The organism is Halomarina salina, from assembly GCF_023074835.1.
Lineage (GTDB): Archaea > Halobacteriota > Halobacteria > Halobacteriales > Haloarculaceae > Halomarina > Halomarina salina.
The window spans coordinates 79,199-103,251 of the sequence record NZ_JALLGW010000002.1 but is presented as its reverse complement, the minus strand read 5'-3'; the positions used below and the strand labels follow the sequence as shown (position 1 = coordinate 103,251).

Below are 24,053 nucleotides of genomic sequence, written 5' to 3'. Positions count from 1 at the left end.
TGACCGCACGCGACACCCCCTGATTCTGAGATGGCAATCACCGCCGAACGCCTCCAAGTAGAGATATCTTCATCCGGCGCTGGCGAGGTCACCGGCGCGTTTGCCTCCGTCAAGCAAGCCGCGCTGAACCTCCGCAAAGCGGTCGGTGTGATGGGTGCAGGCGTCGCTGCGGCGTCGGGTATCCTCGCCGGGGTCGGCGTCAACGCCGCCCGGAAGTTCCAGGACGCGATGGTGGAGGTCGAGAAGGTCACCTCCGCCGAGACGGCCGCGAAGATGTCTGAGGAGGTCAAGCGGATGGCGAACACCATCCCGCTGGCGCAGTCCCAACTCGCCGACCTCGTCGCCCAGGCGGGCCGGTTCGGCGTCGCCGAAGACGAGATGGTCGGCTTCACGCAGACGGTCGCGAAGATGTCGACCGCGACCGACCTCGCTGCCTCCGAGGCGGGTGAGGCGTTCGCGAAGTTGGCGACCATCACCGACACCCCGATCTCCAAGATGGAGAACCTGGGGTCGACGATCAACGGCCTCTCGAACAACTTCGCGACGTCCAGTTCCGAGATCGTGACGTCGATGATGGAGTCGGCGTCGTCGATGTCGAATCTCGGCGCGTCGCAGGTCGAGATTGCTGGTCTCTCTGCTGCACTCAACGAGGTGACGAACAACGCCTCGAAAGCAGGGCGCGGGCTCCGGCGAGTCGCCCAGGAGATGCTCGACCCGCGGAAGGTGAGCGACCTCGCTCGCGGGTTGGGCGTCTCCGTTGACGAATTCAAGCGGATGCGGTCGAACGCTCCCGTCAAGACGATCAAGCGGCTCGCCTCGACGATGCAGTCCGGAGGGAAGCAGGCTGACACCCTCCGGAAGACCTTCACCTCGTTCTCGCGGGTGGCGCTGTCGAACCTCGCGAAGAACCTCGACGGCGTCAACAGCGCCATCGAGCTCTCGGGCCAGCAGTTCGAGAAGGCAACGTCACTGCAGCGAGAGTTCGAAGCGCAGTCGAAGACGTTCAACAACCAGCTGCAGCTATTGCAGAACCAGCTGCGGAACATCGCCATCGAAATCGGCGAGGCGCTGTTGCCGCCGCTGACGGACTTCATCCAGCGAATTTCGACGGTCGTTGGAGGTATCAGCGACTGGGTGTCGTCGCTCTCTGACGCTCAGATACGCATCGGGCTGCTGAGCAGTCAGGTCGGTGGTCTCCTCACCGCCTTCACTGCCCTCCGGCCGTACCTGCCCATCATCTCCTCCGGTCTGGCTGGCATCGCCGCCCCGGCGGCTGTTCTCATCGGCACCATCGGGACGCTCGCCGCCGTCTTCTCCGGGAAGTTCCCCGAAGCCGCCTCTGCGGCTGGCGACGCCATCTGGTCGATCCGGCAACGGCTCATCGAGGCCGGTGAGTGGATTGCGACGACTGGCGTCAAGCGGTTCAAGACAGCCATCCGAACCCTGGCGAGCCGCGCCCTCGAGGCGTTCACGTTTACCCGAGAGAAGATCCTCCCAGCGGTCCGGACTGCACTCTCGGGGACCTGGCAGTGGGTTCGAACGAAGGGCGTCGCTCTCGCGACGCAAGCGCTGAATACGCTCGTTCGCCAGGCGACGGCTGCGTTCACGTTCACGCGCGAAGAGATTCTCCCGACCGTCAAAACAGCGCTCAGTGGCGCCTGGACCTGGGTTCGGACGGAGGGTGTCACACTCGCGAAGACCGCGCTGTCGTTCCTCGGTCAGCAAGCGATTAACGCCTTCTCGTTCACGAAGGCGGAGATCCTCCCACCGGTCCGGCGTGCAGTCAACGGTGCGTGGACCTGGGTCCGTACCGAAGGCGTGAGTGCTGCCAAGCAGGCACTCGTCTTCCTCGGTCAACAGGCGCTCAACGCGTTTTCGTTCACGAAATCGGAAATCCTCCCGAAGGTCCGGACGGCAATCCGGGGGGCTTGGAACTGGGTTCGAACTGAAGGCGTAACGATAGCGAAAGGGGCGCTGACCTTCCTCGGCAACGCGGCGGTCGAAGCGTTCAAATTCGGGAAGAAGCACCTCCAGCCCCGCATTCGGGAGGGGATCAACGCCGTCAACACTTGGCTGCGTGAGAACGGTGTCTCGACGCTGAAGGCGGCAGTCGCGTTCCTCTCAACGCAGGCGGTCAACGCGTTCGAATTTACGAAGCAGAACATCGTCCCGAAGGTCCGAACGGCGCTCACTGGCGCTGGCCAGTGGCTTCGGAACAATGGCGTTCCCATCCTCAAATCTGGGCTACAAAAGCTCGTCACGCTGTCGATGGTGGGTTTCGCCACCCTCCACGACGAGATCATCCCTGCGATCCGCGGTGCAATCAATGATGGCGTTGACTGGCTGTTATCTGACGGACTCAAGCTGTTCAAGGCTGCATTCCGTGGAATCGGTCGCAATATCGGCCCGGCGCTGTTGGCAATTCAGGATGCGGTCCTGACCACGTTCCGAGAGGGAATCCCGATGGTTCGGGAGTGGCTCCGAAACAACGGGACGGACGTCATCAAGCAGGGGTTCAAGGCCATCGGGACGGGTATCCGTCTAACCATCCTGAAGATGCTCGCTATTCCGGGCATCGTCGGCCAGGCACTCGTCAGTACCATCAACGGGATGCGGGAGTGGTTGCGGAACGGCGGGAAGGAGAAACTGAAACAGGGCTTCATCGACATCGCGACCGGGATTGCCGACTACCTCAAAAACGACGCGATCGGCGACCTGGTCGGCGCGGTGCAGTTCATCGTCGACGGGATCATCGCCGTCATAGAGGGACTGTACGAGGGGCTCATCGGCAATAGCCTCTTCCCGGAGATGATCCGTGATATCGCCTCGTACCTTCGGGATACGGGGAAGTCGCTCGTCACTAGCGCGTTCCGAACCATCACTGACGCGGTCACTTCGTTTTTGACTGGCGAGTGGATTCCCGGGACGATAGACGCGTTCAAGGGGATGATCCAGGACACGGTCGACTGGCTCGGGAGCACTGGGGAGAGCATTATGTCAAGTGCGTTTGACGGGCTCGCCCAGGCCGCCGTCGACGCCTACAACGCGGTGATGCCTGACCAGATCTCCATCCCATCGGTGACCATCCCGCGGGTGAGCATCGACATCCCGAAGATCTCGGTCGCCGGGCAGACGATCTACGGCGGTGGCTCGTACGGCGTCGGTCCGTTCGGTCCGATCGGCGGGCAGTCCTGGGACATCCCACAGCTCGCCGAGGGTGGTGTCGTCACCGGGCTGACGTCAGCGCTCCTCGGCGAGGGTGGCGATGACGAGGCCGTCATCCCACTCAACTCGCGGGGGATGGGGCGACTCACATCCGCGCTGGAGCGGGCGAACGTCTCGACAGGCTCCAGTGGCAGCGGCGGCCTGACGATCCGGAAGGTGATCGTCAACGCTAACGGCGAGCGTGAGGGTCGCCGCGCCGCTCGCGGCTTCACGGATGAACTGCGTGCAGACAACTTCGACCAAGGTTAATCATGCCAGACACATCGTACCACGGCTGGACGAAGCCCACTGTCGACGCGAGCGAAGACGAGTGGGGAGAGATTCTGAACGCCCTGCTCGACGAGGCCGACCTCGACGTCATCAAGAAAGGCCCGACCAGTGGGACGCCCCCGATGCCCACCGAGGACCCCGGCACGGAAGGGCGGTGGTATCTCGGAACCGATACGACCGACCCGACGGACGCCCAGACGTCGCTCCCGTTCCTGTTCTACGACGACGGGAATGCGTGGGTCACGATCTGGGATGGCGACGCGAAGACGCTCGGCGGGAACGAGGCCGATACGTTCCTGTCGACCGGCGAGACGATCAACGCCGACCAGCTGCAGGGCAACACGCCCTCTGACTTCGCGAGCGCCTCACACTCCCACTCGTCGGACGACCTCCCCGACGCCACTGCCTACAAAGACGAGTCGTCGAACTTCACCGCCGGGCTGCTATCCGGGAATCGCGATGTCGTGGTCTCAGATGGCTCCGAGCGGGTGATCCGTTCAGGAACCAGCGCACCGAGCGACGCGACCGGCAGTGATGGCGATATCTTCATCGTCCATGACTGACTGGGGTGTCAAGGACAGCGGCACACAGAAGAGCGCCACTGAGACGTACGTCCGCGTCAACGGCACACAGAAGAGCGCCTCGGAAGTTCTCGAGAAGGTCAACGGCTCGTGGCAGACGGTCTGGCAGTCGGTCAAGCGGATCACCTCCTTCGAGGAGGGAGACGAGGAGACTGACAGCCCGTCGTCGTGGAGCTACACCACAACGACCGCGAACGACTTCGAGATATCGACGGCCTCAGCTGATGTCCTCGATGGAGCCCGGGCCCTCGTCCATCCGAACGGCGCGGACTTCGAGGGCATCTACAGTTTGCCCGGCGACGGGCTGGAGTGGTACCCTGGTTACCAGACCCGCCATCGGCTGCACTTCAAGGTCGGGGCGACCAGCAGTGCCTGGAACTGGCGGTATCTCCGCGATTCGTCGGGTGACAACACGCTGCAGATCCGGACCGAGTGTGGCGGTGATGCCGTCCGCCTCTCGGAGGTGGTGGGTGGGGCGTCGCCTTCCCAGATCGGCCGTATCGAGGACGGTAACAACGCGTCGTTTTCGTTCGCGTCCGACCAGTGGTACGCCCTCGACCCGTGGACAGCGTCGGGCCACACCGCCGGTATCGAGCTGTTCGAGCACGACCCACAGGCAGGGACGTACACGAGTCTCGGCTCGGACACTGGCGCGTTCGATAGTTCGCTGGACGGTAACGCCGGCGTCGAGCTGTTCTGTGATAACGGCTCACCACGCTACGTCTTCGACGACTTCCGCAGCGCCGAGGCCTAACCTATGTCGACGAACAACCACCTCCGCAGCCCAATCCTTCGGGTTCAGCGCGCGAGACTGGGCGTGTTCAAGCCCGGTAACGACTCGGAGGCGTTCAGCGACGCCGACATCACTGTCGCTGACGCCGACCTGGAGCAAGTCAACATCACCGAGCGAATCCAGGCGCGCAAGGACAGTGCGAAGCTCCTCATCGGCAACGACGAGGGGCAGTACACGGACGAGATAACCCCTGGCGACCGCCTCGTCTTCACGGCCGAGACACCGGCCAACCAGCAGCGACCGTACAACACCGGCGTCTATAACGAGGGGTCGTACGGCAACAGCCAATCACTGTGGACGGGTGTCGCTCGGTCGATGACACTCGAGCGCTCGAGCGTCCAGGACGCGACGCTCTCGGTCGAGAGCCAGGACTGGGCCTTTGGCATCTGCTCGTTCCGGCGGGTCTACGACGCCTTCGAGAACGTCCCCATCTGCGTCCCGGAAAGCGACCCCAACGCGGATATCGCCATCGTCAACACGCTCTTGCGGCGGAAGGCGCCGGAGGTAGACCGGTCGCTACTGGCCGACGTCGGGACGACGACCGACCAGTTCTCGAACGGCCAGAACCTGCTCGACCTACTGGGCGACCTCGCCGCGAAGGCTGATGCGGTCATGTTCGCCCGCGGGCAGGCACTGGGGTTCGTCCCGCTGAGCGATCTCACCCCAGTCAGCGCCATCGGACCGACCGACTCGACGACCCACAAGGTCCGCATCAACGATGACGAGCTGGCGAACGTGATCCGCGTCGACGGTGGGCGAAACTTCGCGGTTGACGACGCCCAGGAGACGGTCGACTCCTACCAGACGGTGACGGAGTCCAATCGCATGCTGCATCGCATCTCGACGCGAAAGTCGAGCGTCGCCCGTCTCGAGCTCTGGACGCGCGCGGACCGGTCGGGCGATGCCGATGGCGTGGTCGTCCGGCTGCAGAAAGACGACGGCGGCTCGCCAGTCGCAATCGATGACACGGAGTCGGACATCACCGACCCGAAGCAACAGAGCGCGGAGTTCCTCGACGATGACGGGTGGACGACGTTCCGAATGAGCGAGCACACGCTCCCCGAACCGAATCCGTGGCTCATCATCGAGTCGGATGGCGAGACCGGCCAGGAGATCGGCGTCAATGTCTCGGGCACGCCGGCCTACCGAGCGTACTTCCCGTACCCCATCTCGATTCGCGTCGACGAGCCTGGCAGCGAGGGCGAGTACGCCACTCGCGAGGACCGCATCAAGGACGACGGCCTGCAGACGTTCCAGGCGGCCCGTGACATCGGCGAGGCTGACCTCCGGCATCGTGACGAGCCGCGTCGCGAGTTGCAGTTCGGAGCCCGGTCGGTCGCCGCTCACACGCTGCGCCCGGGCGAGGTATTCGACGCACAGTTCAGCCGCGAAGGCGCGGTCGGCGACCACATCGTCAAGCAGCGTGACGTCAGCTACTCCGGGTCGACGCTGACGACGGATCTGACCGCCCAGGAGACGCGGACGCTGTAACTGCGGACGCTACTCACCACCACCATACCCATGCGCGATATCAGCAACAGAGAGGCCTCACGGATGCTCCGGGGGCTACGTGACCGGCTGCGGCGTAGTGAGAACGAAGACGACCCGGACAGCGACGTCGGGTACATCGCGACGCCGCCACCCGACACCGAAGGATCGAGCGACAGCGTCACGGCCTCGACGGCGAACGCTGGCTCCGGGCAGTGGGACAGCGCTGACTGGGACCTCAGCGAGTGGGGTGCCTGATGACCGTCCACACGACAGCTGTCGAGACGAACGTTCGCGTCGCCACTCACGACCTCGACACGATCGCCGCGCACGTCCCCGACTTCGAGGACCTCGACGACCGCGCCCGTCTGGCGGCGCTGCGAACCGTCCCCGCCGAGCACGTCGGCCGGTCGCGCAACACCACCTGCGTCGGCCTCCACCAGTGGGCCGTCGATGGCCTCGCGGGGAACAGCGTCCCCGCTATTTCGGAAGTAGCTGTCGGCACCGGGACGTCGAGCGCGGAGGCGAACACGCAGCTGGGCACCGAGGTTGCCCGGAGCGTCGTCGCCTCGCTCGAGCCAGATAGCCCGTCGATCTACATCACCGCGTTCTTCGGGTCGGCGGAGGCGAACGGCTACGACATCACCGAGGCGGGCGCGTTCGCCGGTGACACGCTGCTCAACCACGCGACGTTTAGCGCGAAGCCGAAGGATAGCCAGAACACGCTCACCGTCGAGTGTACCCTCACTTTCTCGGCGGTCTAACTCATGACAGATCTCGTCAACCCAAGCCCGAACCGAGCGATTAGTGCGTCGATCACCGCGGCCACCATCCAGCGGGCGGCCCATGCCCCGAACGGCGGCTGGATCGTCCCCGATGATGACTCGGTGATCGAAGCGTCGCCACTGAACGCGTTCGCTCCCGAGCAGTCGAGTGGCGACCTCACCGTCCAGATCGATAGCGGTGAGGCAATCGTCGGGGGTGTCTACCTCGGCCGGGACACGACGACGGACGTGACGCTCGATGCATCTGAGGGACTCCAGTCTGTCTTCGTCGGTGCCGATCTCTCCCAGCCGGACGCGGTTATCGTCGGGCTGGCCGACGACTTCGCCAGCGGTGACCCACGGATCCCAATCGCAGCCTACGAGACGGACTCCTCGAGCGTCACCGATGCGACCGACACTCGGATTGTAGGCCGTCAGGTCGATGTTCAGAACCGACGGTATGAGGGTAACGGCGCTGGATCCGTCACCAACGCCGACTCGGCGGCGGCGCTCGCGAACCGGTCGGCGACGACGCTCGTCCGAGACAATCGCACCGCGACACTCCCGGTCGGGAAGATCCCCAGCGACGACCGGTCAAGAGCGTTCGAGTACGTCCCCGGCGACCTCGACCTGAAGCTGCTCGGGACGTCACTCATCGCCCCCAGCGGGACCGTCCCGACCGACGTCTACCTGCAGGTGCTCGACGAGTCGGAGACGGTCAGCTACCAGACGACGAGCCGCCGGACAAGCGGGACACTCGACCAGCCGCTGTTGACACTCGGCGGCGAGCAGGCACCAGTCACGTTCCGAATCCAAAACGACTCCTCGAACAGCCAGCGCGTCGGCGCGATGCTGACGTACATCCTCGAATAATGCCTGACTTCGACTTCGCCGTCCAGGACGGCGCGTTCCTCGTCCAGGACGGTGCGTACACCGGCGACCTCGTCATCGAAACGTTCGATTCGATCATCGGTGGCGAGGACAACTACGATGGCTCGGCTGGGCCGTGGCGCGGATCTGAATCCATCATCTGGACGTCCTCGGATTCCTTTCGGGGGGCCTCGTGTGGTTATCGCGACGTCGACCGCATTATCCGAAAGTGGTCGTATCCCGGCGACGGCCACGAGAGCTATCCCGAGCTCGGTGGCGGGAGCTCGCCCGGTTCGACGATATCGATGGCAGTCCGCCCGCTGGATAACTACGCGGCGGTCTCGTTCGCCCACGCTCCCGGCCACGAGACGGATGGCTACCACTGCTATCGATTGTTGCTCGACCTCGACGAGTACTACGACCGCTTCGCGTTCGAGAAGTTCCGCGGCGGCGGTGACACCCCGACGATCGTCGAGTCCGCGCCCGGCGTCCCGGACGGTGCGTGGTACGTCATCGCCGTGATCCTCGACGCTGATGGCTACGGCCGGCACGTCGGGCAGCTCTGGAGTGTCGACATCGACGGCCCCGGAACGGGCGAGCGCGCCGAGCTCGAGTCGACGATCATCATGGACGACACGGAGTATCGCGGTCGCGGGATGGGCATGATTCAGGCGGGCGAGGCCTACTTGGACACGTACATGCTCGGCCTGCCGTAGAGAGCTGACGGAACTCTAATACGACTCTGTTACCAACACGCGAACGCTATAAGATGGCCTGTTCAAGGCTCTGCTCGCTGATTGAGCATCTCGCAGTGTCAGACAACAATCTTATAATCACGCACGGTATATCTTGAGTTGACCCTACCCGTTGGTAACGGGCGTCCGTCATGGGTCAATCAGGTTAGCTATCGTCAGTGCGGTGATGGTACGCCGCATGCAACGGTAGACTGACTGCACACTTGCTTTCGACAATAAGGCCCCTGAGCCGGTAGTGAACCGACTAGGGGTTATTCGTGTCGTACCATGCTCGCAGAGACAGGAGGATGACAAGGCCTCCGAATGCCAGGGTGACCGCGTAGGCCACCGGGCTGCCGAGTGCGAGCAGAGGGACGAGCACGAGCGGTACGCCGCAGAGGACGCCCATAGCGGGCGCCGCGATGTTAGATAGACCGAACTGCATTGACTTGCTTCGCTCACCGCCATCCGCAACGGGTCACTCGCGGCTGGTAGAGCCGCTATCGCTGTACAGCACTGCGTTCGTCATAAGTACGGTGACTGACATGGTGGCCTGATATCAAACGGAGTCACACAGTGTTATGCGGAGTAATTGTGGTGTGACATACGGCCGATGACCCGACAGCGGCGAGGAAACTAATTCAGCGGTTCATTACTCAAACCAATGTGGATACAAATCACGCGTACTGGCCAGAATGGTTTGCCCATAACGAGAAGACTCAAGCTCGCTGGCATGTCCTCTGTTGTGACGTTCAGCACGACCGGGAAGGCACAGGTCACCGACGAGGTGGGCGACTACCTCGTCGACAACGTCGAGGAGATCGTCGAGAGTGACTCGTCGAATCCGGGCGACCCGATCTATCCGGACCAGACCCAGAACGACACGATCACCGTCGACCCTCCGGACGGTGACATAGTCGCTGGGGACGTCCAGGCGGAGACGGGGAACATCGATGAGCTGACCGGCGAATCGTTCGACATAGAGCGAGGGTCGTTCGCTGACAACCCCGACAGTATCAAGATTCGGGAGAATGGTGGGACCTTTTACGCCACTGGACGGGACGCAGAGTTGGCGAGCGGCAGTGACATCGGCACGGTCATCAACACTGCACTAACTGCACTTGACCAAACGGACGGGTACACGCGGGCGGCCAACATTCGTATCCCGAAAGGGCTTCACTATACGTCGTCAACTCTCGGCCTCTACATCGGACAGCAGCTCATCGGCGAAAACACGAGTTACGCCGAAATCCGCCAAGCCGACGGTGCGAACCTGACCAACGTCGTGGAATACATCCACGACAGCAACGAGACAAGTGTCAAACCCTATTTCGGCGGCCTATTCGACATTAAAATCGACGGCAATAAAGCAAACAACACGTCGGGAATTGGGTTCTATAGCGAAGACATCGGGACCAACAGCGAGGCCAAAGACTTCCACATTGAGCGCGCGTTCGTGGATAAGTGCCCCGAGGAGGGCTTTCGATTCGACTTCCACTGGGGGTATCACGTCGACCACTGGCTGGCCGAACGCAACGGTGGCGCGGGTATGTACCTCGGTGTGGGAGCACAGTTTTATATTGGTGACGGCTTCTCCGCCTACAATATTGGCGAAGGAGTGTACGTCGGTGGCGCGCGCAATGGCCGGATTCGGCAGGTTAATGCCAGAGAGAACGGTGCCGACGGCTTTCGCCTTGCATCGCCTCGGGATATTCGCCTGTTAGGGTGCGTGTCGAATGGCAACGACGTCCACGGTTATTTTGTCGGGACAGACGACCGCGCACGGCTCAATGGTTGCACAGCAGTCAATAATGGGCAGAACACAACATCTGCCGCAGGGTTCCAAGTGACTGGGAACAACGTCAAACTCGTCGAATGTGACGCTATCGACACCCAAGGGACAGCTACGCAGAATTATGGATTCAGAATCTATGGAGCCAACACGACGCTAATCGGGGGTTCTGCCTCTGGGAACGGGACTGACATTCAGGTCGAATCAGGTGCGACAGACACCGAACTATGGGGCGTCAGGTATGGGTCGCTCACCGACAACGGCACGCGAACCCGGTGGAACGGTGTCATTGGTGGCGGGCCGCTCGGCGGGACTGACATCGGCTCGCTGACTGGTGCGAGTGCGGGAGACGAAGCCCTCGCCGATGGGACGACTGCGACGACGCCTTACACGCAGTGGACTTTCAATGGCGCTGAGTGGGTGCTCGCTGACGGGTCATCGACAATCACACCCGCTTGATGAGCACTTGCGGGGGGACGATACCCCTCCACTTATTCCACAACGCTAATTTTAGAGGACCATAACTTCCAACCAATGGCTCATCAGACGACGAAGGCTGTGATCTCACTCTCATCCTTTGCCTTCGCTGTCATGATGATTGGAATCCACGAAACAGGCCGATTCTTTCCCTGGGTGCATGGGTTCGCACTTGCGTTCGCCATTGCACTGGTGGTTGGGGGAGAACAAGGATTGTCGCCACGCGCAGCCGCCGGAGCTGGAGCTATTGGTGCTGTCGCAATCAGATCTGTAATCTACCTCTGGCCAGCCTCAATGATTGGCATGGATCCAGATGTGTACGCATTAGGGGTTAACCAAGTCATGCGGACTGGGACTCTTGAACCAATCGCTCAATCCCTCCCGAAGTACGCCATTCTTTCAGAATTCCACATGTTTAACGCTGCAGTAAGTCTCGTAGCAGGGTTCAATGGGGGAGACGTCCTTCTGCCAACAGTAATTATTAGTGGGCTTCTTTTGCCACTTACTGCTGTTGCAATTGCATTCCGGTGGTATTCTGGCCCGTATCAATCATTGGTAGTCGGAGTATGCGTTATCATCGCTGGCATTTCGGCCTTGAGCGTTTCATTCGGGTATCTGCCTATTGTCCAGAGCATTGCGGTTCTCACTTGGTGTCCGACGATTATCTTCCTCACAAGGTGGGTGGTAAACGAAAACCGACGGGATTTCATAGGATTCCTTCTCGGGTTGACAGTAGCGCTGGCTGCACACAAAATATCGATATTTATACCCTTCCTGATATCCTCTTTGGCTCTGGTTCTCTACATCACTCAGTCACTACTATGGCGTCCTAACCCAAATTTACAGTGGCGCCAAATTCATCCGCAAAGAGCGCTCTTACTGACAATTGCATTCGCACTTGCGCTAGTCATCCAGTGGGGATTCATCACTAATTTCTTGAAATCGGTGATAATCAGCAAAGCCATCCCATTGTTGACAGGTGGTGTCTCAGTAGTCCCTAAAGACTCACCCGCGTTAGCCGCAGAAGTCTCAAATCCTGGCATCGCTGGGATAATCATTAGACGAGCTCATTATCTGGTTCTTCTTCCCACGGTGTCTATTGCAGGAGTCTGGCTCTGGTACGGGCGCAGGGACTGGTATACCTCCTTCTTAGTCAGTGCGGCGGCTGTCCCAATAATACTGGCAGGCATCTCAATCGCGGGGGTCTCTGTGGTAGCTCCCCGACGCGTCTTATTTTACGGGCTGGTGGTGTTTGCGCCAATTCTTGGAATCGCGATTGCCAAACTAAGGGACCATGTTCCCCATCAAGGCCCAGCACTTGTGGCTATAATCGTCCTAATGCTATTGATTCCTCAGTTGGGAGCTTCGCTCGCCCCTGACTTTCCTGGCCAATCAAGACAGTATCTCACTTCGGGCGAAGTCACTGGGAAAAATGCATTCATGCAGTACAGCCACGAGCCTGTTGCAATGGATTATTACTATGCGATTGAGACGGTAGAGTTCGATTCGTCGGCAGCCATCGTTCTCAAGGTCCCGAACAGCGAATCAGGAGTAATTCCTCTTAACGACTTGTTGTTGAATGCGACATTAGTTGAGAGCTCAACCCAAGCGGTTCTACTACGAAACAACGTAGAGATAATTCGGTTCCATCGTGGCAACTACCGACTTCACTGGAATCCTGTCGACCAAATGACCGTATCCCCTCGATTTAATCGGACTTACGACAATGGTCAAACAGTAGGGTTCACGGCATGACAAATAACCGCCTCTTTTTCGTATACACTGTCTTGCTAGCTCAATGTGCGGTTCTTATAGCTCTGACCGCGCTAAATTCTCTTTCTTTACCGCTTTATTTTATTCTTGCAACAATCGAGTATGACGTTTTGACAGTTTGGAATCCGTTTGACTTGCCCCGAACCGCGATCAAGCGTGCTGAAAGAGTGGCCATTTTGCTCTCAGTCTTGGCTGGAATAGTAGGCGTTTGGGTTGTTTTCCAATCCATTCTTTGACCGAACGGACCGTCCCATTACGTCTACGTGAGCGAATCTACAATGCAGACTTTGCATCGTCCTCTTGCGAAGCATACTATAACGTGTCCTTGACAAACTCAGTTACTCCCCACCCGCCGAGGATTGAGAGGGGGACTGTAGGGTAATAGCCGTAGTGGTACCATGGACGGACGAACAGAAGAGTAATGAAACAGATTGCTAGACTAATCTCAAAGAGCCGGCGTTTCGACAATGCACCTTTTAGATAACCATAGAGAACGCCGAACATTGCTGCGACACCGGGAAGAATGAGAAATTGCTGGCGTCTAATTGCCTTCTCCGCCCACACTGCAGGCATATTCCAAACTGAAATCTGAGTCCCAAAACTCGACGTCCCGGCAGTATAGCTACCGGTGACAATTAGGCTTTGCACTACAGATGCGTACATCGAATCTAGACTCCAAACCAATCCGATGGCTAAGAATGAAACCGCCGCTACAGCCATACCGGTGATAGAAAATACCACAGCTCCCCGAATCGTCCGTAACCGAAACCACATGATAGCAGGGATGGCAAGGATGGACTGTTGCGCTAAAAGACAAGAGATCCCGACTCCGAGCCCTAGGTGAACTGGTTTGCGAAATCGAAGTGAAATGAGGAGGACTGCGATACTGATGGTTTTGTTGTTCAACATCGGATAACTTACCATAGTATTGAGGATTGCCCCGGTCCCAATCCCTGCAGCAATTACACCCGCAACTTCTCGGCGTTCTCGGGAGAGCCAACCATATATTTCTACCACAATTGTGGCGTTTGCAAGTCCGACAATGACCATCATAAATGGGACGTACCCCACCACCGACGCAATAATGGTCAGGAATATGAATAGAGGTGGTTTGTTATCCGGGAAATCCGCGTACGGCTCCGCTCCTGATAGTACCGCTTGCCCCATCGGTATCCAAGCATCAGCTGCATCAGTTGCCAAGTCTAGGAACCCAACTGAATACAGGACAAATCGTCCGGTAGTTGTTAAGATAATAAGGAATACCATGCCAAATACCGCCTTCCGTCCTGGAGTGTCTATTAAATCAGAAATGTAAGTGTATCGTGGGAATTGTCCCATGTAGGGTGATTGAATGTTCGTAGTGGCTTATGGCCATCGGCATACGATAGCGGTGCACCTCGATTACAAATAGCGTTCCACTATGTGTAGCTCAGCCTGTCGATTCAGCGAATCGAAATATAAATATTCGGTCACTCAATAATCCGCATGATGAAGTCGACCGGTGAGCTGATCTCCGAGCATTTCAAACGATGTGCTGACTGTAACTCTCTGATTCAAAATGGGGCTCCCCACAAATGCTCTGAGTCAAGAGGTATCGGTACGGGTCCTCGCCCGACATCTGCTGAACGAAACGTCGCAGCGAAGAAGGATGACCGAGCAAGAGAGGACACTGTCTTGATTGGGAAGTTGACGCCTCCTCGAATGGGGTACGCCTACCACGAGACCGACGATGAAGGCAACGCTATCTGTGGATTACCGCACAAGTCTGAGGAGGATTATCAATCAGTAACTCGTGGCGAGGCAATTGCTGACGATATACACCGTTCTCCGTGTTTGAGTTGCCGGAGAATACTTAGCTGACATGTTCGCGGCGGGCGTCTATCATGGCACCTGTTCAAACAGTTGCCAATCAGGAAAGTTAATATTTACAGACACACTGCGTGGTGTATGGGTGGCCGAGGAAAATACTACGCCCTTATTGCGGTCTTTTGGATTGCGATTAGACTCTCGAAAATCGGGAAGAGAGTGAAGAGAGCAGTCCACAGAATCATCGCACTGGGGGAGTTCATAAAAAGCGAGTGCAGAGTGTACATGGCTGCTGCGGCCAAATTACCGACGGCCATAGTAAATGGCCTTGAGTGGTCGCTGGCAGTTACGGTTCAGGTGCTGTTTGGAATAATTGGGATGTACATCCCAGCGTTGATTATCACCACGGCACCATCGGATATGCCGATGCTTCTGGAGTTGGTGGCGGTGTCCTCACTGATAGCCGTTATAGCATACTTCACAGGGGTCCTGCTGGTCATCCAAATCCGAATGCTCTTGTGGGCGCGTGGGGCCATCATCGGATTCCTTCGACGCCAGACGCCAGCGCGGATTCCAGACTTTGAAAGAAGTGAGAACAATGCCGATCACGTCGAACTGTGGAAAAGATGGTCTTGGCGAGGAATTCTGGCCACGTTCCTCTGGATGGGGATACTAGTCGCTGGGAGTGAGATCTTCGGCCTCCCTATAGAAGATTGGCTAACGCAAACGGATTACTCGCCAGGGGTTCAGTTGGTGTATATCGTCTTCCCCTTGCTCAAAATTCTAACAGTGGTGATGGGACATGCTCATTTAGAAGGCGAGTATTGGATGATGATTTCAGTACTAGTGGTAGTACCAGCTATTCCGTTTTCCCTCGCGGTGGCCAACTCTATCCATTGGGAGCGCGAGAAGATGAGAGAGAACATCGAGCAGGCAACACTTCGCCCGTTTAACCAAGAAGCACGTCGAGTCACCGTAGCGGTCCTAACGATGGTCTCTCTCTCAGCCCTCATCGGTATTGGTATATTGGGCATCTGAGCCGGCCAACACGCGGTTTCATTGGATTTCTCGGGCGAGCAACTGAGCGGCCCGTAGCTGCAGCTACCTACACTACCTATGGAGACTATCACCAAGACCATCGACGGCGAGTCGTACGACTTCGAAATCAGAGAGACCGTCCACGTCAGCCCTGGCGACGGCCCGATTGATATCACGGCCCTCATGACCGACCACACGCGCGTCGTCTTCGAGCCCGGCGAGTACACCGCCACAGTCCGACAGTTCGGCGACACCGCAGCGCCGAGAGACTGCATCGTTGAGGTGGCTGGCGGGGGGACCGCGACGTTCACGGCCGACAACTGGCACGCGAAGAACCCCAAGCGCAAGTGGCTCATCTGCCTCGATGGAGCTGAGCGCGTCGCTATCAGCGGGCTTCAGCCCGATAACGGCGAGTCGTTCGCCGAGGGAGACATCGGCCTCCGCCTCGACGTCCACGACGGCCTCCTCCTGGAGGACATCGAGCACGTCGGGTTCTCCGGCGCGGAGCCGGTCTGTGAGTGGTCGCTGTGGCCACACATCCTCGACGAGGACGGCGTCGGCGAGATACGGCGCTACCGGAAGGAGGGCCCGTCGGTGTTCCAGGGGCATAGCGCCTCGGATGGCGCGGGCGGCATCTTCGAGGCTCACCAGGGCCACCTTCACTTTCAGGACGCGGTCATCAAGAACCAGGGTGGGGACGGCGGGCTCTACGCCGGGAAACACGATGGCAGTCTCTCGTTCGACGGTGGCGAGCTGCACACCAACGACATGGCGACGATGAGGTCGGCCGCCGGCGAGGGCTGTGAGTTCCGAAACGTCCGCGTCGTCATCGACTGGAACAGTGCCGACGGCCGCAACCTCCTGGAGCTCCCCGACGATCCGGTCTACGATGGGCCGGACGAGGGCAACTCCACGAGCGAGGAGAACAAGAGCCCCTCGGGGACGAACGGCGTCTATCTCAGCAGTGCTGAGTACGGCAAGACGGGCGGCGGCTTTTACAACTGTGAGTTCGTCTACGAGTCGACGTTCGACCCTGGCGTCGGCTTTCTCGCGATCAACGCCTCGGACGGTGCTGTCGACATCCACGACTGCACGTTCAAAATGGAGGCCGACGGGATGCCCGCCATCTGGGCGCGGTCGCCCGAAGAGCAGCGCTTCCCGAGTCACAAGCCCCCCGAGAAGCCCTGGGGACTCGATATCCGCAACGTCACGATCGAGGGGAGTGGCGACTGTGGTGGGAAGCCGGTCGTCGACCTGGACGCACGCCACGGGAGCATCATCGACGAGCTCGAGATCAACATGCCGAACGCCGACGTCGGCGTCGACATCGAGGGGTGTGCGGACGTCGAGATTGGGACGACCGACATCAGTGTCGGCGGACAGGCCATCCGCGGCGAGTACGGCGAGCTCGTCACCGACGGCGGGAGCAACGGCACGTCGACGCAGCGCCTCACCCTCGAGGCGAGCGCGCCGCTCCGCTATCACGTTCGCGGGACGGCAGTCACACCGACCGACGAGACGCTGGCGGGGACCGACGTCCAGGACGACGGCACTGACGACGGTGCGTTCGGGACGCTCCGGACGGACGAGGTCGCCGCCTTCGACGTCGAGGCGTTCTCGGTGATTCGCGTCGAGCCTACTGACGCCGCGACGCTGACGCTCGCCGGCGAGGTCATCCCGTCTGAGGAATACGGCGACATGCAGACGCCCGCGTGGGAGGTCGACGGCGGGCCGGCCGTCCCGATTCCAGAAGATACCGACTCGGGTGGTGACGCGGGAAACGGGGATTCCTCGGATGGCTCTGGCGATGGCTCCGGGGACTCCTCGGGCGATGACTCCACAGGTGGGACCGACACGGGCTCGCCGACGCCCTCGAGGCCGGCGGGGTGGGGATCGATCACCGAGTTCGGTGCTGCGCCGAACGCCGACCCGTCGACGAACACGTCCGCACTAATCGAGGCGATCACGACGTGCTCGGTCGTGTTCGTCCCCCGGGGGACGTTCGTCTGTGACCGGACCGTCATCGTCGACGCCGGCGAGGTCGACGTCTACGGGCCCGGTAGGCTCGTCGCCTCCGACAGCGTCGGCGAGTTCGAACACCTGCTCCGCTTCCGCGGTGGCCGGTGTATCACTCTGGACGGCGTGGGTCTCGATGGCACTGCCGAGAACGACACTGCTCGCGGTGGGGTGCGCTTCGACAACGTGACCGCAGCGGCGGTTCGCAACTGCGAGGTCCACGGCTGGGGCGATTATGACGGCCAGACCGACCAGCCCCACGCAGTCAACTTCGTGGGGTGCCAGGGCGTCTGGGCGACCGACAACTACGTGCACGACGTCGGCGGGAAGGGCATCAACGCCTACGCGCGAAACTCCGACCCTATCGACGGCGTGGTCTTCCGCGGTAACTACGTCCGACACACCGGCGAGGAGGCGCTGTTCTGCGGGTCGGAGGTCAACACGTGGACGCGGCCGGCGCAGTTCCTCATCGAGGGCAACCACGTTCGCGATAGCCGCTCGCAGTACCTCGTCCGGGTGGCTGGGGATGGCGGTGAGAACATCACGGTGATGCGCGGGAACATGGCGATGAACGCCGCGACGGCCGCCTACAACTACAAGACGCCCAACGTCCAGCACTCGACGGCGCTCATCGCGAACAACACCTACCTCGGCGGGGGCCGGGCGGGCATCTCTGTCCAGTCGACCGGCGATGGTCACCTGGCGGCACACACGTTCCAGAACACCATCCTCGGCGATAATGGGGGCATCCTCTACGAGTCGGGCTGCCGGCCATCGCTGTCGGCGCTGAACGTCACGCCCGACCTCCAGGTCGGTGAGGCCGACGAGGTGGTCGCCCCGATCTGGATGACGCCCGGCGGCGAGCTGCGGGGCTCGCTCGCGAACGGCGGACAGAGTGGTGTCGGGAATCTCGAGCAACGCCTCACCGACCTCGAGGCACACGTCGAGAACAGTCAGTCGCTCCGGTCGCGACTGGCGGCGCTGCTGGGTCGGTAACTGTCAGGGATTTCTGTCGAAACGCGGTGTGTCCACTCTGGGGATTGGTATCGTGTTCCAGATGAACCGGAGGGGTTAGAACAGACGGGTAGTGGCGACGCTACGGGTTGGTTGGATTGTTGGGCAATATAAGCGAACAGTTGGGGCAGCTATCAGCGATTCCAGTCGCGCTCGTGACGCTCTCGCTGCGCCGTGAGGATGTCACGCTCCTCGCCGACGGCACTCGCGATATCGAGGCGGATCTCCTGGTCCGACCGACCCCAGCGCCCCATCTACGCCTCCTCCGCGTGCTCCTCGAGGAGCTGTTCGCCACGCTTCTCGAAGGCGGTCTCCAGGGCCATCGCCGCGACGCCGAACTCCTCGGCGATCTCCTCCCCCGTGGTCGGCGAGCGTTCGTACAGGTCGGCGTGGTACCGCAGGAACGCCGCGGCGGCGAACGTCTCGTCGCTGGCGAGGTGGTCCGCGCCGCGGTCGGTGACGTCGAAGTACTCGTGGGCCGCTTCGTAGCCCGCGGCGTACGCCTCGCGACGGTTCATTTCGACACCAGCCCCGAGAGCCGCGTCTCGTTGGTGACGCCGTCGTACGTGAGCGTCCCCGTGTTCCCGCAGTGCTCGCACTCGTAACGTTCGAACACACCGGTGTCCGCCGTTCCCGACCCGCTGACGATTCGGAGCGACCACGTCCCACCACACTGCTCGCAGGCGAGCGTCACGCTTCGACCTCCTCGGGGGCCGCCGCCAGACAGGCCGGACAGACGGGTCGGTCGCCCTTCCCGACGAGCATCCGGCGGCCACAACCGCCCTGACACGTCTTCCCGTACAGTGTCGCCATCAGTTCTCACCCTCGCTCGCGGCGGGTTCGATGACGGTCAGCCGACCGAGGCGGGTCATACACTGGTCGGTGGCACTGTGCACCTCGCGCAGCCCGGCGTGGACGATAATCGTCCGGCCGTCGTCGGTGGCGACGTCGAGTGAGTACTGGCCCTTCCAGGCCGTCGAGCTGGCGTGGATGGCGACGATCTCGCCCTCGACGTCCTGGAGCGTGCCGGTCCGGCGCGAGCGGTACTCGACGCGGGCGCGGACGCCCTGGGTGGCCGCCTCCTTGGCGACCCCCAGCGAGGGGATGCGAAGCGATGCAACGGGGTTTTCATCCGAGTGGATTGTAGCGTTCATTGCTCTGGTTGGCAGAGCACAGGTCGCGTGTTCCTACCACGCGGCCACTTCCTCTCGTGGCACCCTGCGTCTCTACTACAGAGTATATCGGCTATCCTCTTAATACTTTTGCTAATAGCAAATTCAATGGAGTGACTATTAGATTAGCTTTCTCACAAGCTATTAGTAAGGTCAAGACCGTAGTCATTAGCGTGTCGCGAGCAGAACCACCGGACACCATGAATCCGGATGACCTCGACGAGTTAGACCGCGCCATTCTCGACGTCCTGACGGAAGGCCGCGCGGATGGCGAGCCGTGGGGGATTGCGACCCCAGCGGTCGTTCTCGCGGCGCTCGAAGAGCAGGGCTACGACAGCCCACCAGTACGGCAGACGATCAACAACCGAATGAAGAACATGAGCCTCGCTGGCCACCTGAGCAATCGGTTCGGGAAAGGCGAGTACATGCTCGTGGATGACCCCAGAGATGACACAATCACAGACTGACGGCGACGCCGACCGCAAGCAACTGAGTGCGTTTCTCATCGTCGATTGGAACGATGAGACGATTCGCACCCGCCAGACCGACCCCGGTACCTCACTCAGCCCGTACGAGCTGAGCCTCCCGGTAGAGATCGAGGTTGTCGTCCCGCGGACCGAGACGCCAACCATCCAGAAGCGCATCGAGGTGCCGGCCGTGGAGGTCCAGGAGGCGCGCGCCGTCGAGCAGGAGGGATACACCGATGAGTGAGACGTGCCCTGCGTGTCTCGACCCAGCTGACGACGTCGGTCGCCTTGAAGACAGCGGCGACCGCATCTACATCCACGGAAGATTCTACTGTTTGGTGTAGACTCTACGAAGAGAAGCTGGAGCCGCACGTATGGCCATATCATTCCCACAGAAAACTTAATATCTGCAATCCCAATATATGTGTATGGCACAGGACAGTCGCGGTCAGATTGATTCCCAAACGGCAGTCTACGCGTTCTTTGCTATAATGGCCTCTGCGTTCGTCGTCACAGTGACGTTGGACTTCATGATCGCCCTGATGAGTGGGGCACTGTAAAACGTCGTTAGCACTTTCCTCTCTCCCTCTGTACCCCGTATATGAGCCCTGCCGACCGTGCAGTTCGGATTACGGAATACCAGACCTCGCCAAAGCAACGCGACAGTGTCGCCGAATCCGTGATCGTAAGGATTCTTTGCCGACAGCACACTGACCCCGCTGGTGCACGCGACGCAATCGCGACCGCCGTAGCTGATGGAGACTTGGTTGAAACGGAGGGGGATCGGTACGCCGTCGCCAATACGGCGTGACCGGTTGGGGAGGGGTGTGCCAGAGGGGTCGTCGGTACCGCACCTGAACACACTCCCCCACCCGTAGTGGGCTTTCAGGTGGAACAAATGGCCGTTTCATCGACTCGACACCAACAGCAGCGTTGATATAGTCCACTGGACGGCTGCCCATATCCATCGCTGCAGCCCAAGATTTTCTGGGGGTAGCTCGCATTCCAGCAGTGTCGGAACGGACCCGGAAACCGCCGGAAGTGCTTGGACTCGTCCGTTCGTAGCCTTTCGGAGCCGAATTCAGTTCTTCGGAATAATCGGAACGAACCCTCCAGCGCTTATCTCCGGGTTGGGTGTCTCTGCGGTCGAGTCATGAACCGACTACACGTCTACCGCGCGGCGGAGGGGAAGGGGATTGCAATCATGCCGAACGCGAGCTATCACGAGGCGCAGATGCGCTTCACTACAGAAGCGTGGGCGGGGCCAGAATCGACGTACAATACCTCGTTCGAGATCGAGGACTGGCGCGTCGATGTCAACCCACGCCAGCTGCCCACCGACGACCCGAGCCGCCAACTGAGTGAGTTCTGACGATGGGAAAGACGAATTCGACCTACCGAGATATGCTGCAGCGGATGGAGCGCGACTGGACCGACTACCGGCGAGCGCTGCGCCGACGACAGCAACCCGTGTTCGACGACCTCTGGAGGAAGGCCCGAACGCACGCCGACGCTGGGGGGATGCTGAACCATTCTAACCCGATGACATCGGCCATGCTGTCGATGCTGCTCGAACAGCAGCGGGAGATCAACGAGCTCAGAGACCGGGTCGACGAGGACACCGACACGGGCTCATCTATCGACAACTCTTGACAGAGGAGCCCTGTAAGTTCATTCGATCAGGAAGCCACTCCGCGTATCAGATACCTGATTACTACTTTCAGTTTCAGCACGTGCATGATATTTATAGTCGTGTGAAAGTCATGTTTTCGTATGAAGCCCTCCACCCGACGCCGGTTCCTCCGGTCGACCGCGGCGACAGCAGCCGCTGCAAGTGGCCTGGGACTGGTTAGCGGCCAAACGACTGGTAGAGCACGTGACGCGGCATTCGATATTCGCCAGATGGTCGAGTCGATGGACGAATTCACTGACCCGAAGGCGCGAAAACAGCACGCGTGGGAGTTCGCCTGTGCGATTCGAGATGCAGAGGATTCAGCAAACGATGAATTGCGACAATGTACTACCGAGGACCTCAGCAACCTCGCTTCAGGGGCATCAGCAACTCAGACGGACCTCCGTAGTGTTGGCCGCTTGCTGGAGGCGCTGCACGAGCACGATATTGCCACCTATGTGGATGAGAGCTTCATCTACGGAGCGAGCAAGAAGGCGGACGTCGTCATGCGGTGGGTCCCACTTCTCGGTCAATTCAACGGCGTTCTCGATACCGCCAGGAAGTTCGCAGATGCACCTGAGGGGCACCGTGATACGGAATATGGCGAGTTCATCCTGACAGTCGCGTGTTTCTGTCTCGAGGTCGGTCTGTTCGCAGTCGGCGCACCCTATAAACTCGCGTGGAAGGGGACTCACAAGATCTTCTTCGCTCGGAGTGGGACGCTTTTCCGACTCGGACGCTATGGTGGCGACCGATTTGTCGCGTTTATGATGAGCGAGGTCCACTACGAGATTCGAGAAGCCCTCTTCGAGGATGTCATCACGAAGGACAAAGCGCAGTGGGTTGTCGACGAGGTCAACGCTCAGCACGACATACCCGAATTCACAGAGCTCCGGTCGGATGCGACTCGGTTCATCGATGATGCGGAGGAGTTCACACCTGACCAGCTCAAAGACCTCAAATTCGCTCAGCCCCTTTTCGAGGAGACTGTCGAGACAGGCTCTTGGTTCTCAGAGTACGTGCCAGATATCTCAGATATATTCGGTGGAGGCGGGACGTCTGGTGATGATTTGACTATAGAGTACGATCCACAGTGGTATTCCGAAGAGGGAGGCAGCTCTGGAGGGTGGTTCGGGTACTGAAATAGTCGGTCTAACTGGGAACTACCTTCTCGGTGGTTCCGTTTGTATCGTCGCCACCCGTAAACCCCGCGAGTCGGTCAAGATGAATGTAACTCCCACTCAGGACGATGAATAGCTGTAGCGCACCTCGTCCCCTGCGATATTCCCTACCCCTTGGGTGGTGAGTTCGTACGTCCACGTCTCCCCAGCAGGGAGGCTCTGAGTGCTATCATCCAGTGTACTAAGAATCTCTTTCTGGGCACCATCTAGATAGAGGAAGGCTGTTGCTGTCAAATCGGACAGCTCGCCCTCTGTGTCGTTTCTGACCTCCCCCGATATCGTGAGTTTGTTGTCTTGGTTCTCAGACGATGATTCGACCTCAGTGAGCCCCTCTGTGGTGAAGTTCGGTGGCGTCTCCTCGTAGTCGTACTCAAGCTCGTAATCTTCTGCAGCCTCCGCATCCTCGCCGATGAGGATGACGAACGAATACCACGTCTTCCCTGCAGGCAGTGCCGCGATCGTGTGTGTTTCGGTCGTTAGCTCGTCCCCGTTGCCGTCGAAAAACGTCGCCGATACCGTGAGTTCCCCTGTAGACGTGGAACCGCTGTTCGTTACAGGAGCACCGCCAACCGCGGAAGCGATATCTCCCTCAGTGTTAACGCTGATTTCTTCTTTGTCTCCGATATCGAGGCTGGCGGCTCCGCTTTCCGTTTCCGGAGCCTCCTCGGTGGTAGTTTCGGTCTCTGATTGAATCGTCTCGGTCTCCGTCACCTGCTCGGTAGCGATGTCGTTTTCCGTGCCGCTGGACGCCTGCGTGGTCGAGTCGGCCGTGTCAGCGCCACCGTCAGTCGTCCCTCCACTACCACCACCACCAGAACAGCCCGCGAGCACGGTCGTTGTGAGGGCTCCCGTCAGCGCGAGGTAGCGTCGTCGATTCATGACACTCCTACAACTCAAACCGTGAAAAGTACGAGGCATGC

At 59.9% G+C, this 24,053-nt stretch carries 24 protein-coding genes; 18 read left to right on the top strand and 6 right to left on the bottom strand.

What is annotated here, in order from left to right; genetic code table 11:
* The first annotated feature begins 30 nt into the window (after positions 1-30).
* From MX571_RS16335 to MX571_RS16290, 10 genes are all read left to right on the top strand, one after another.
* Positions 31-3,474 carry a phage tail tape measure protein gene (locus MX571_RS16335; RefSeq protein ID WP_247418704.1) on the top strand — a complete coding sequence of 1,148 codons (3,444 nt, stop codon included), beginning with the start codon at positions 31-33 and terminating at the stop codon, positions 3,472-3,474.
* Positions 3,475-3,476: 2 nt separating this feature from the next.
* On the top strand, positions 3,477-4,058 hold the full coding sequence (locus tag MX571_RS16330) for a hypothetical protein (RefSeq protein WP_247418702.1): 582 nt from the start codon (positions 3,477-3,479) through the stop codon (positions 4,056-4,058).
* Complete coding sequence (locus tag MX571_RS16325) at positions 4,051-4,830, top strand: hypothetical protein (RefSeq protein WP_247418700.1); 780 nt, start codon at positions 4,051-4,053, stop codon at positions 4,828-4,830. Before MX571_RS16330 ends, MX571_RS16325 begins: the two co-directional genes overlap by 8 nt.
* A 3-nt stretch (positions 4,831-4,833) precedes the next feature.
* The gene (locus MX571_RS16320) at positions 4,834-6,360 is read left to right on the top strand and encodes a hypothetical protein (RefSeq protein WP_247418698.1); all 1,527 of its coding nucleotides are present in this window, start codon (positions 4,834-4,836) and stop codon (positions 6,358-6,360) included.
* A gap of 30 nt (positions 6,361-6,390) precedes the next feature.
* Positions 6,391-6,615 (top strand): hypothetical protein, encoded by a 225-nt coding sequence (locus MX571_RS16315; RefSeq protein WP_247418697.1) that lies wholly within the window; start codon positions 6,391-6,393, stop codon positions 6,613-6,615.
* Positions 6,615-7,121, top strand: coding sequence for a hypothetical protein (locus MX571_RS16310; protein WP_247418696.1), 507 nt, complete (start codon positions 6,615-6,617; stop codon positions 7,119-7,121). The genes MX571_RS16315 and MX571_RS16310 overlap by 1 nt, the downstream gene beginning before the upstream one ends.
* Before the next feature lie 3 nt (positions 7,122-7,124).
* A complete protein-coding gene (locus tag MX571_RS16305; RefSeq protein ID WP_247418695.1) occupies positions 7,125-7,994 on the top strand; it encodes a hypothetical protein in 870 nt (289 codons plus the stop codon).
* Positions 7,994-8,707, top strand: a complete 714-nt coding sequence (locus MX571_RS16300; protein ID WP_247418694.1) for a hypothetical protein — start codon at positions 7,994-7,996, stop codon at positions 8,705-8,707. Before MX571_RS16305 ends, MX571_RS16300 begins: the two co-directional genes overlap by 1 nt.
* A gap of 751 nt (positions 8,708-9,458) precedes the next feature.
* Positions 9,459-10,976, top strand: coding sequence for a right-handed parallel beta-helix repeat-containing protein (locus MX571_RS16295; RefSeq protein WP_247418693.1), 1,518 nt, complete (start codon positions 9,459-9,461; stop codon positions 10,974-10,976).
* A 75-nt stretch (positions 10,977-11,051) separates the two neighbouring features.
* The gene (locus MX571_RS16290) at positions 11,052-12,749 is read left to right on the top strand and encodes a hypothetical protein (protein ID WP_247418691.1); all 1,698 of its coding nucleotides are present in this window, start codon (positions 11,052-11,054) and stop codon (positions 12,747-12,749) included.
* A 330-nt stretch (positions 12,750-13,079) separates the two neighbouring features.
* Here MX571_RS16290 and MX571_RS16285 read toward each other — a convergent pair whose 3' ends face one another.
* On the bottom strand, positions 13,080-14,105 hold the full coding sequence (locus tag MX571_RS16285) for a hypothetical protein (RefSeq protein WP_247418690.1): 1,026 nt from the start codon (positions 14,103-14,105) through the stop codon (positions 13,080-13,082).
* Between the two features lie 609 nt (positions 14,106-14,714).
* On the opposite strand from MX571_RS16285, the gene MX571_RS16280 reads away from it, so the two are divergent.
* Together MX571_RS16280 and MX571_RS16275 are read left to right on the top strand one after the other, a co-directional pair.
* Positions 14,715-15,611 (top strand): hypothetical protein, encoded by an 897-nt coding sequence (locus MX571_RS16280; RefSeq protein ID WP_247418689.1) that lies wholly within the window; start codon positions 14,715-14,717, stop codon positions 15,609-15,611.
* A 78-nt stretch (positions 15,612-15,689) separates the two neighbouring features.
* Positions 15,690-18,623 (top strand): hypothetical protein, encoded by a 2,934-nt coding sequence (locus MX571_RS16275; RefSeq protein WP_247418687.1) that lies wholly within the window; start codon positions 15,690-15,692, stop codon positions 18,621-18,623.
* A 272-nt stretch (positions 18,624-18,895) separates the two neighbouring features.
* Here MX571_RS16275 and MX571_RS16270 read toward each other — a convergent pair whose 3' ends face one another.
* The 4 genes from MX571_RS16270 to MX571_RS16260 are packed head-to-tail and all read right to left on the bottom strand — an operon-like array spanning position 18,896 to position 19,795.
* Positions 18,896-19,159 carry a hypothetical protein gene (locus tag MX571_RS16270; RefSeq protein WP_247418686.1) on the bottom strand — a complete coding sequence of 88 codons (264 nt, stop codon included), beginning with the start codon at positions 19,157-19,159 and terminating at the stop codon, positions 18,896-18,898.
* Positions 19,156-19,335, bottom strand: a complete 180-nt coding sequence (locus MX571_RS16265; protein WP_247418685.1) for a hypothetical protein — start codon at positions 19,333-19,335, stop codon at positions 19,156-19,158. Before MX571_RS16265 ends, MX571_RS16270 begins: the two co-directional genes overlap by 4 nt.
* Complete coding sequence (locus MX571_RS22515; protein WP_282594677.1) at positions 19,332-19,454, bottom strand: hypothetical protein; 123 nt, start codon at positions 19,452-19,454, stop codon at positions 19,332-19,334. Before MX571_RS22515 ends, MX571_RS16265 begins: the two co-directional genes overlap by 4 nt.
* The gene (locus MX571_RS16260) at positions 19,454-19,795 is read right to left on the bottom strand and encodes a hypothetical protein (protein WP_247418684.1); all 342 of its coding nucleotides are present in this window, start codon (positions 19,793-19,795) and stop codon (positions 19,454-19,456) included. Before MX571_RS16260 ends, MX571_RS22515 begins: the two co-directional genes overlap by 1 nt.
* A 218-nt stretch (positions 19,796-20,013) precedes the next feature.
* Here MX571_RS16260 and MX571_RS16255 point away from each other — a divergent pair, with 218 nt between their 5' ends.
* From MX571_RS16255 to MX571_RS16235, 6 genes are all read left to right on the top strand, one after another.
* Positions 20,014-20,280, top strand: coding sequence for an ArsR family transcriptional regulator (locus MX571_RS16255; RefSeq protein ID WP_247418683.1), 267 nt, complete (start codon positions 20,014-20,016; stop codon positions 20,278-20,280).
* Positions 20,261-20,524, top strand: a complete 264-nt coding sequence (locus tag MX571_RS16250; RefSeq protein ID WP_247418682.1) for a hypothetical protein — start codon at positions 20,261-20,263, stop codon at positions 20,522-20,524. Before MX571_RS16255 ends, MX571_RS16250 begins: the two co-directional genes overlap by 20 nt.
* A 184-nt stretch (positions 20,525-20,708) precedes the next feature.
* A complete protein-coding gene (locus MX571_RS22510; protein WP_282594676.1) occupies positions 20,709-20,840 on the top strand; it encodes a hypothetical protein in 132 nt (43 codons plus the stop codon).
* A 593-nt stretch (positions 20,841-21,433) separates the two neighbouring features.
* Positions 21,434-21,652: a hypothetical protein gene (locus MX571_RS16245; protein WP_247418681.1), complete on the top strand. Its 219-nt coding sequence runs from the start codon at positions 21,434-21,436 to the stop codon at positions 21,650-21,652.
* A gap of 2 nt (positions 21,653-21,654) precedes the next feature.
* Positions 21,655-21,933 carry a DUF8156 family protein gene (locus tag MX571_RS16240; RefSeq protein WP_465261041.1) on the top strand — a complete coding sequence of 93 codons (279 nt, stop codon included), beginning with the start codon at positions 21,655-21,657 and terminating at the stop codon, positions 21,931-21,933.
* Between the two features lie 120 nt (positions 21,934-22,053).
* Positions 22,054-23,094 (top strand): hypothetical protein, encoded by a 1,041-nt coding sequence (locus MX571_RS16235; protein WP_247418678.1) that lies wholly within the window; start codon positions 22,054-22,056, stop codon positions 23,092-23,094.
* Between the two features lie 99 nt (positions 23,095-23,193).
* On the opposite strand, the gene MX571_RS16230 is transcribed toward MX571_RS16235, so the two are convergent.
* Positions 23,194-24,012: an FxLYD domain-containing protein gene (locus tag MX571_RS16230; RefSeq protein ID WP_247418676.1), complete on the bottom strand. Its 819-nt coding sequence runs from the start codon at positions 24,010-24,012 to the stop codon at positions 23,194-23,196.
* Positions 24,013-24,053 lie beyond the last annotated feature (41 nt).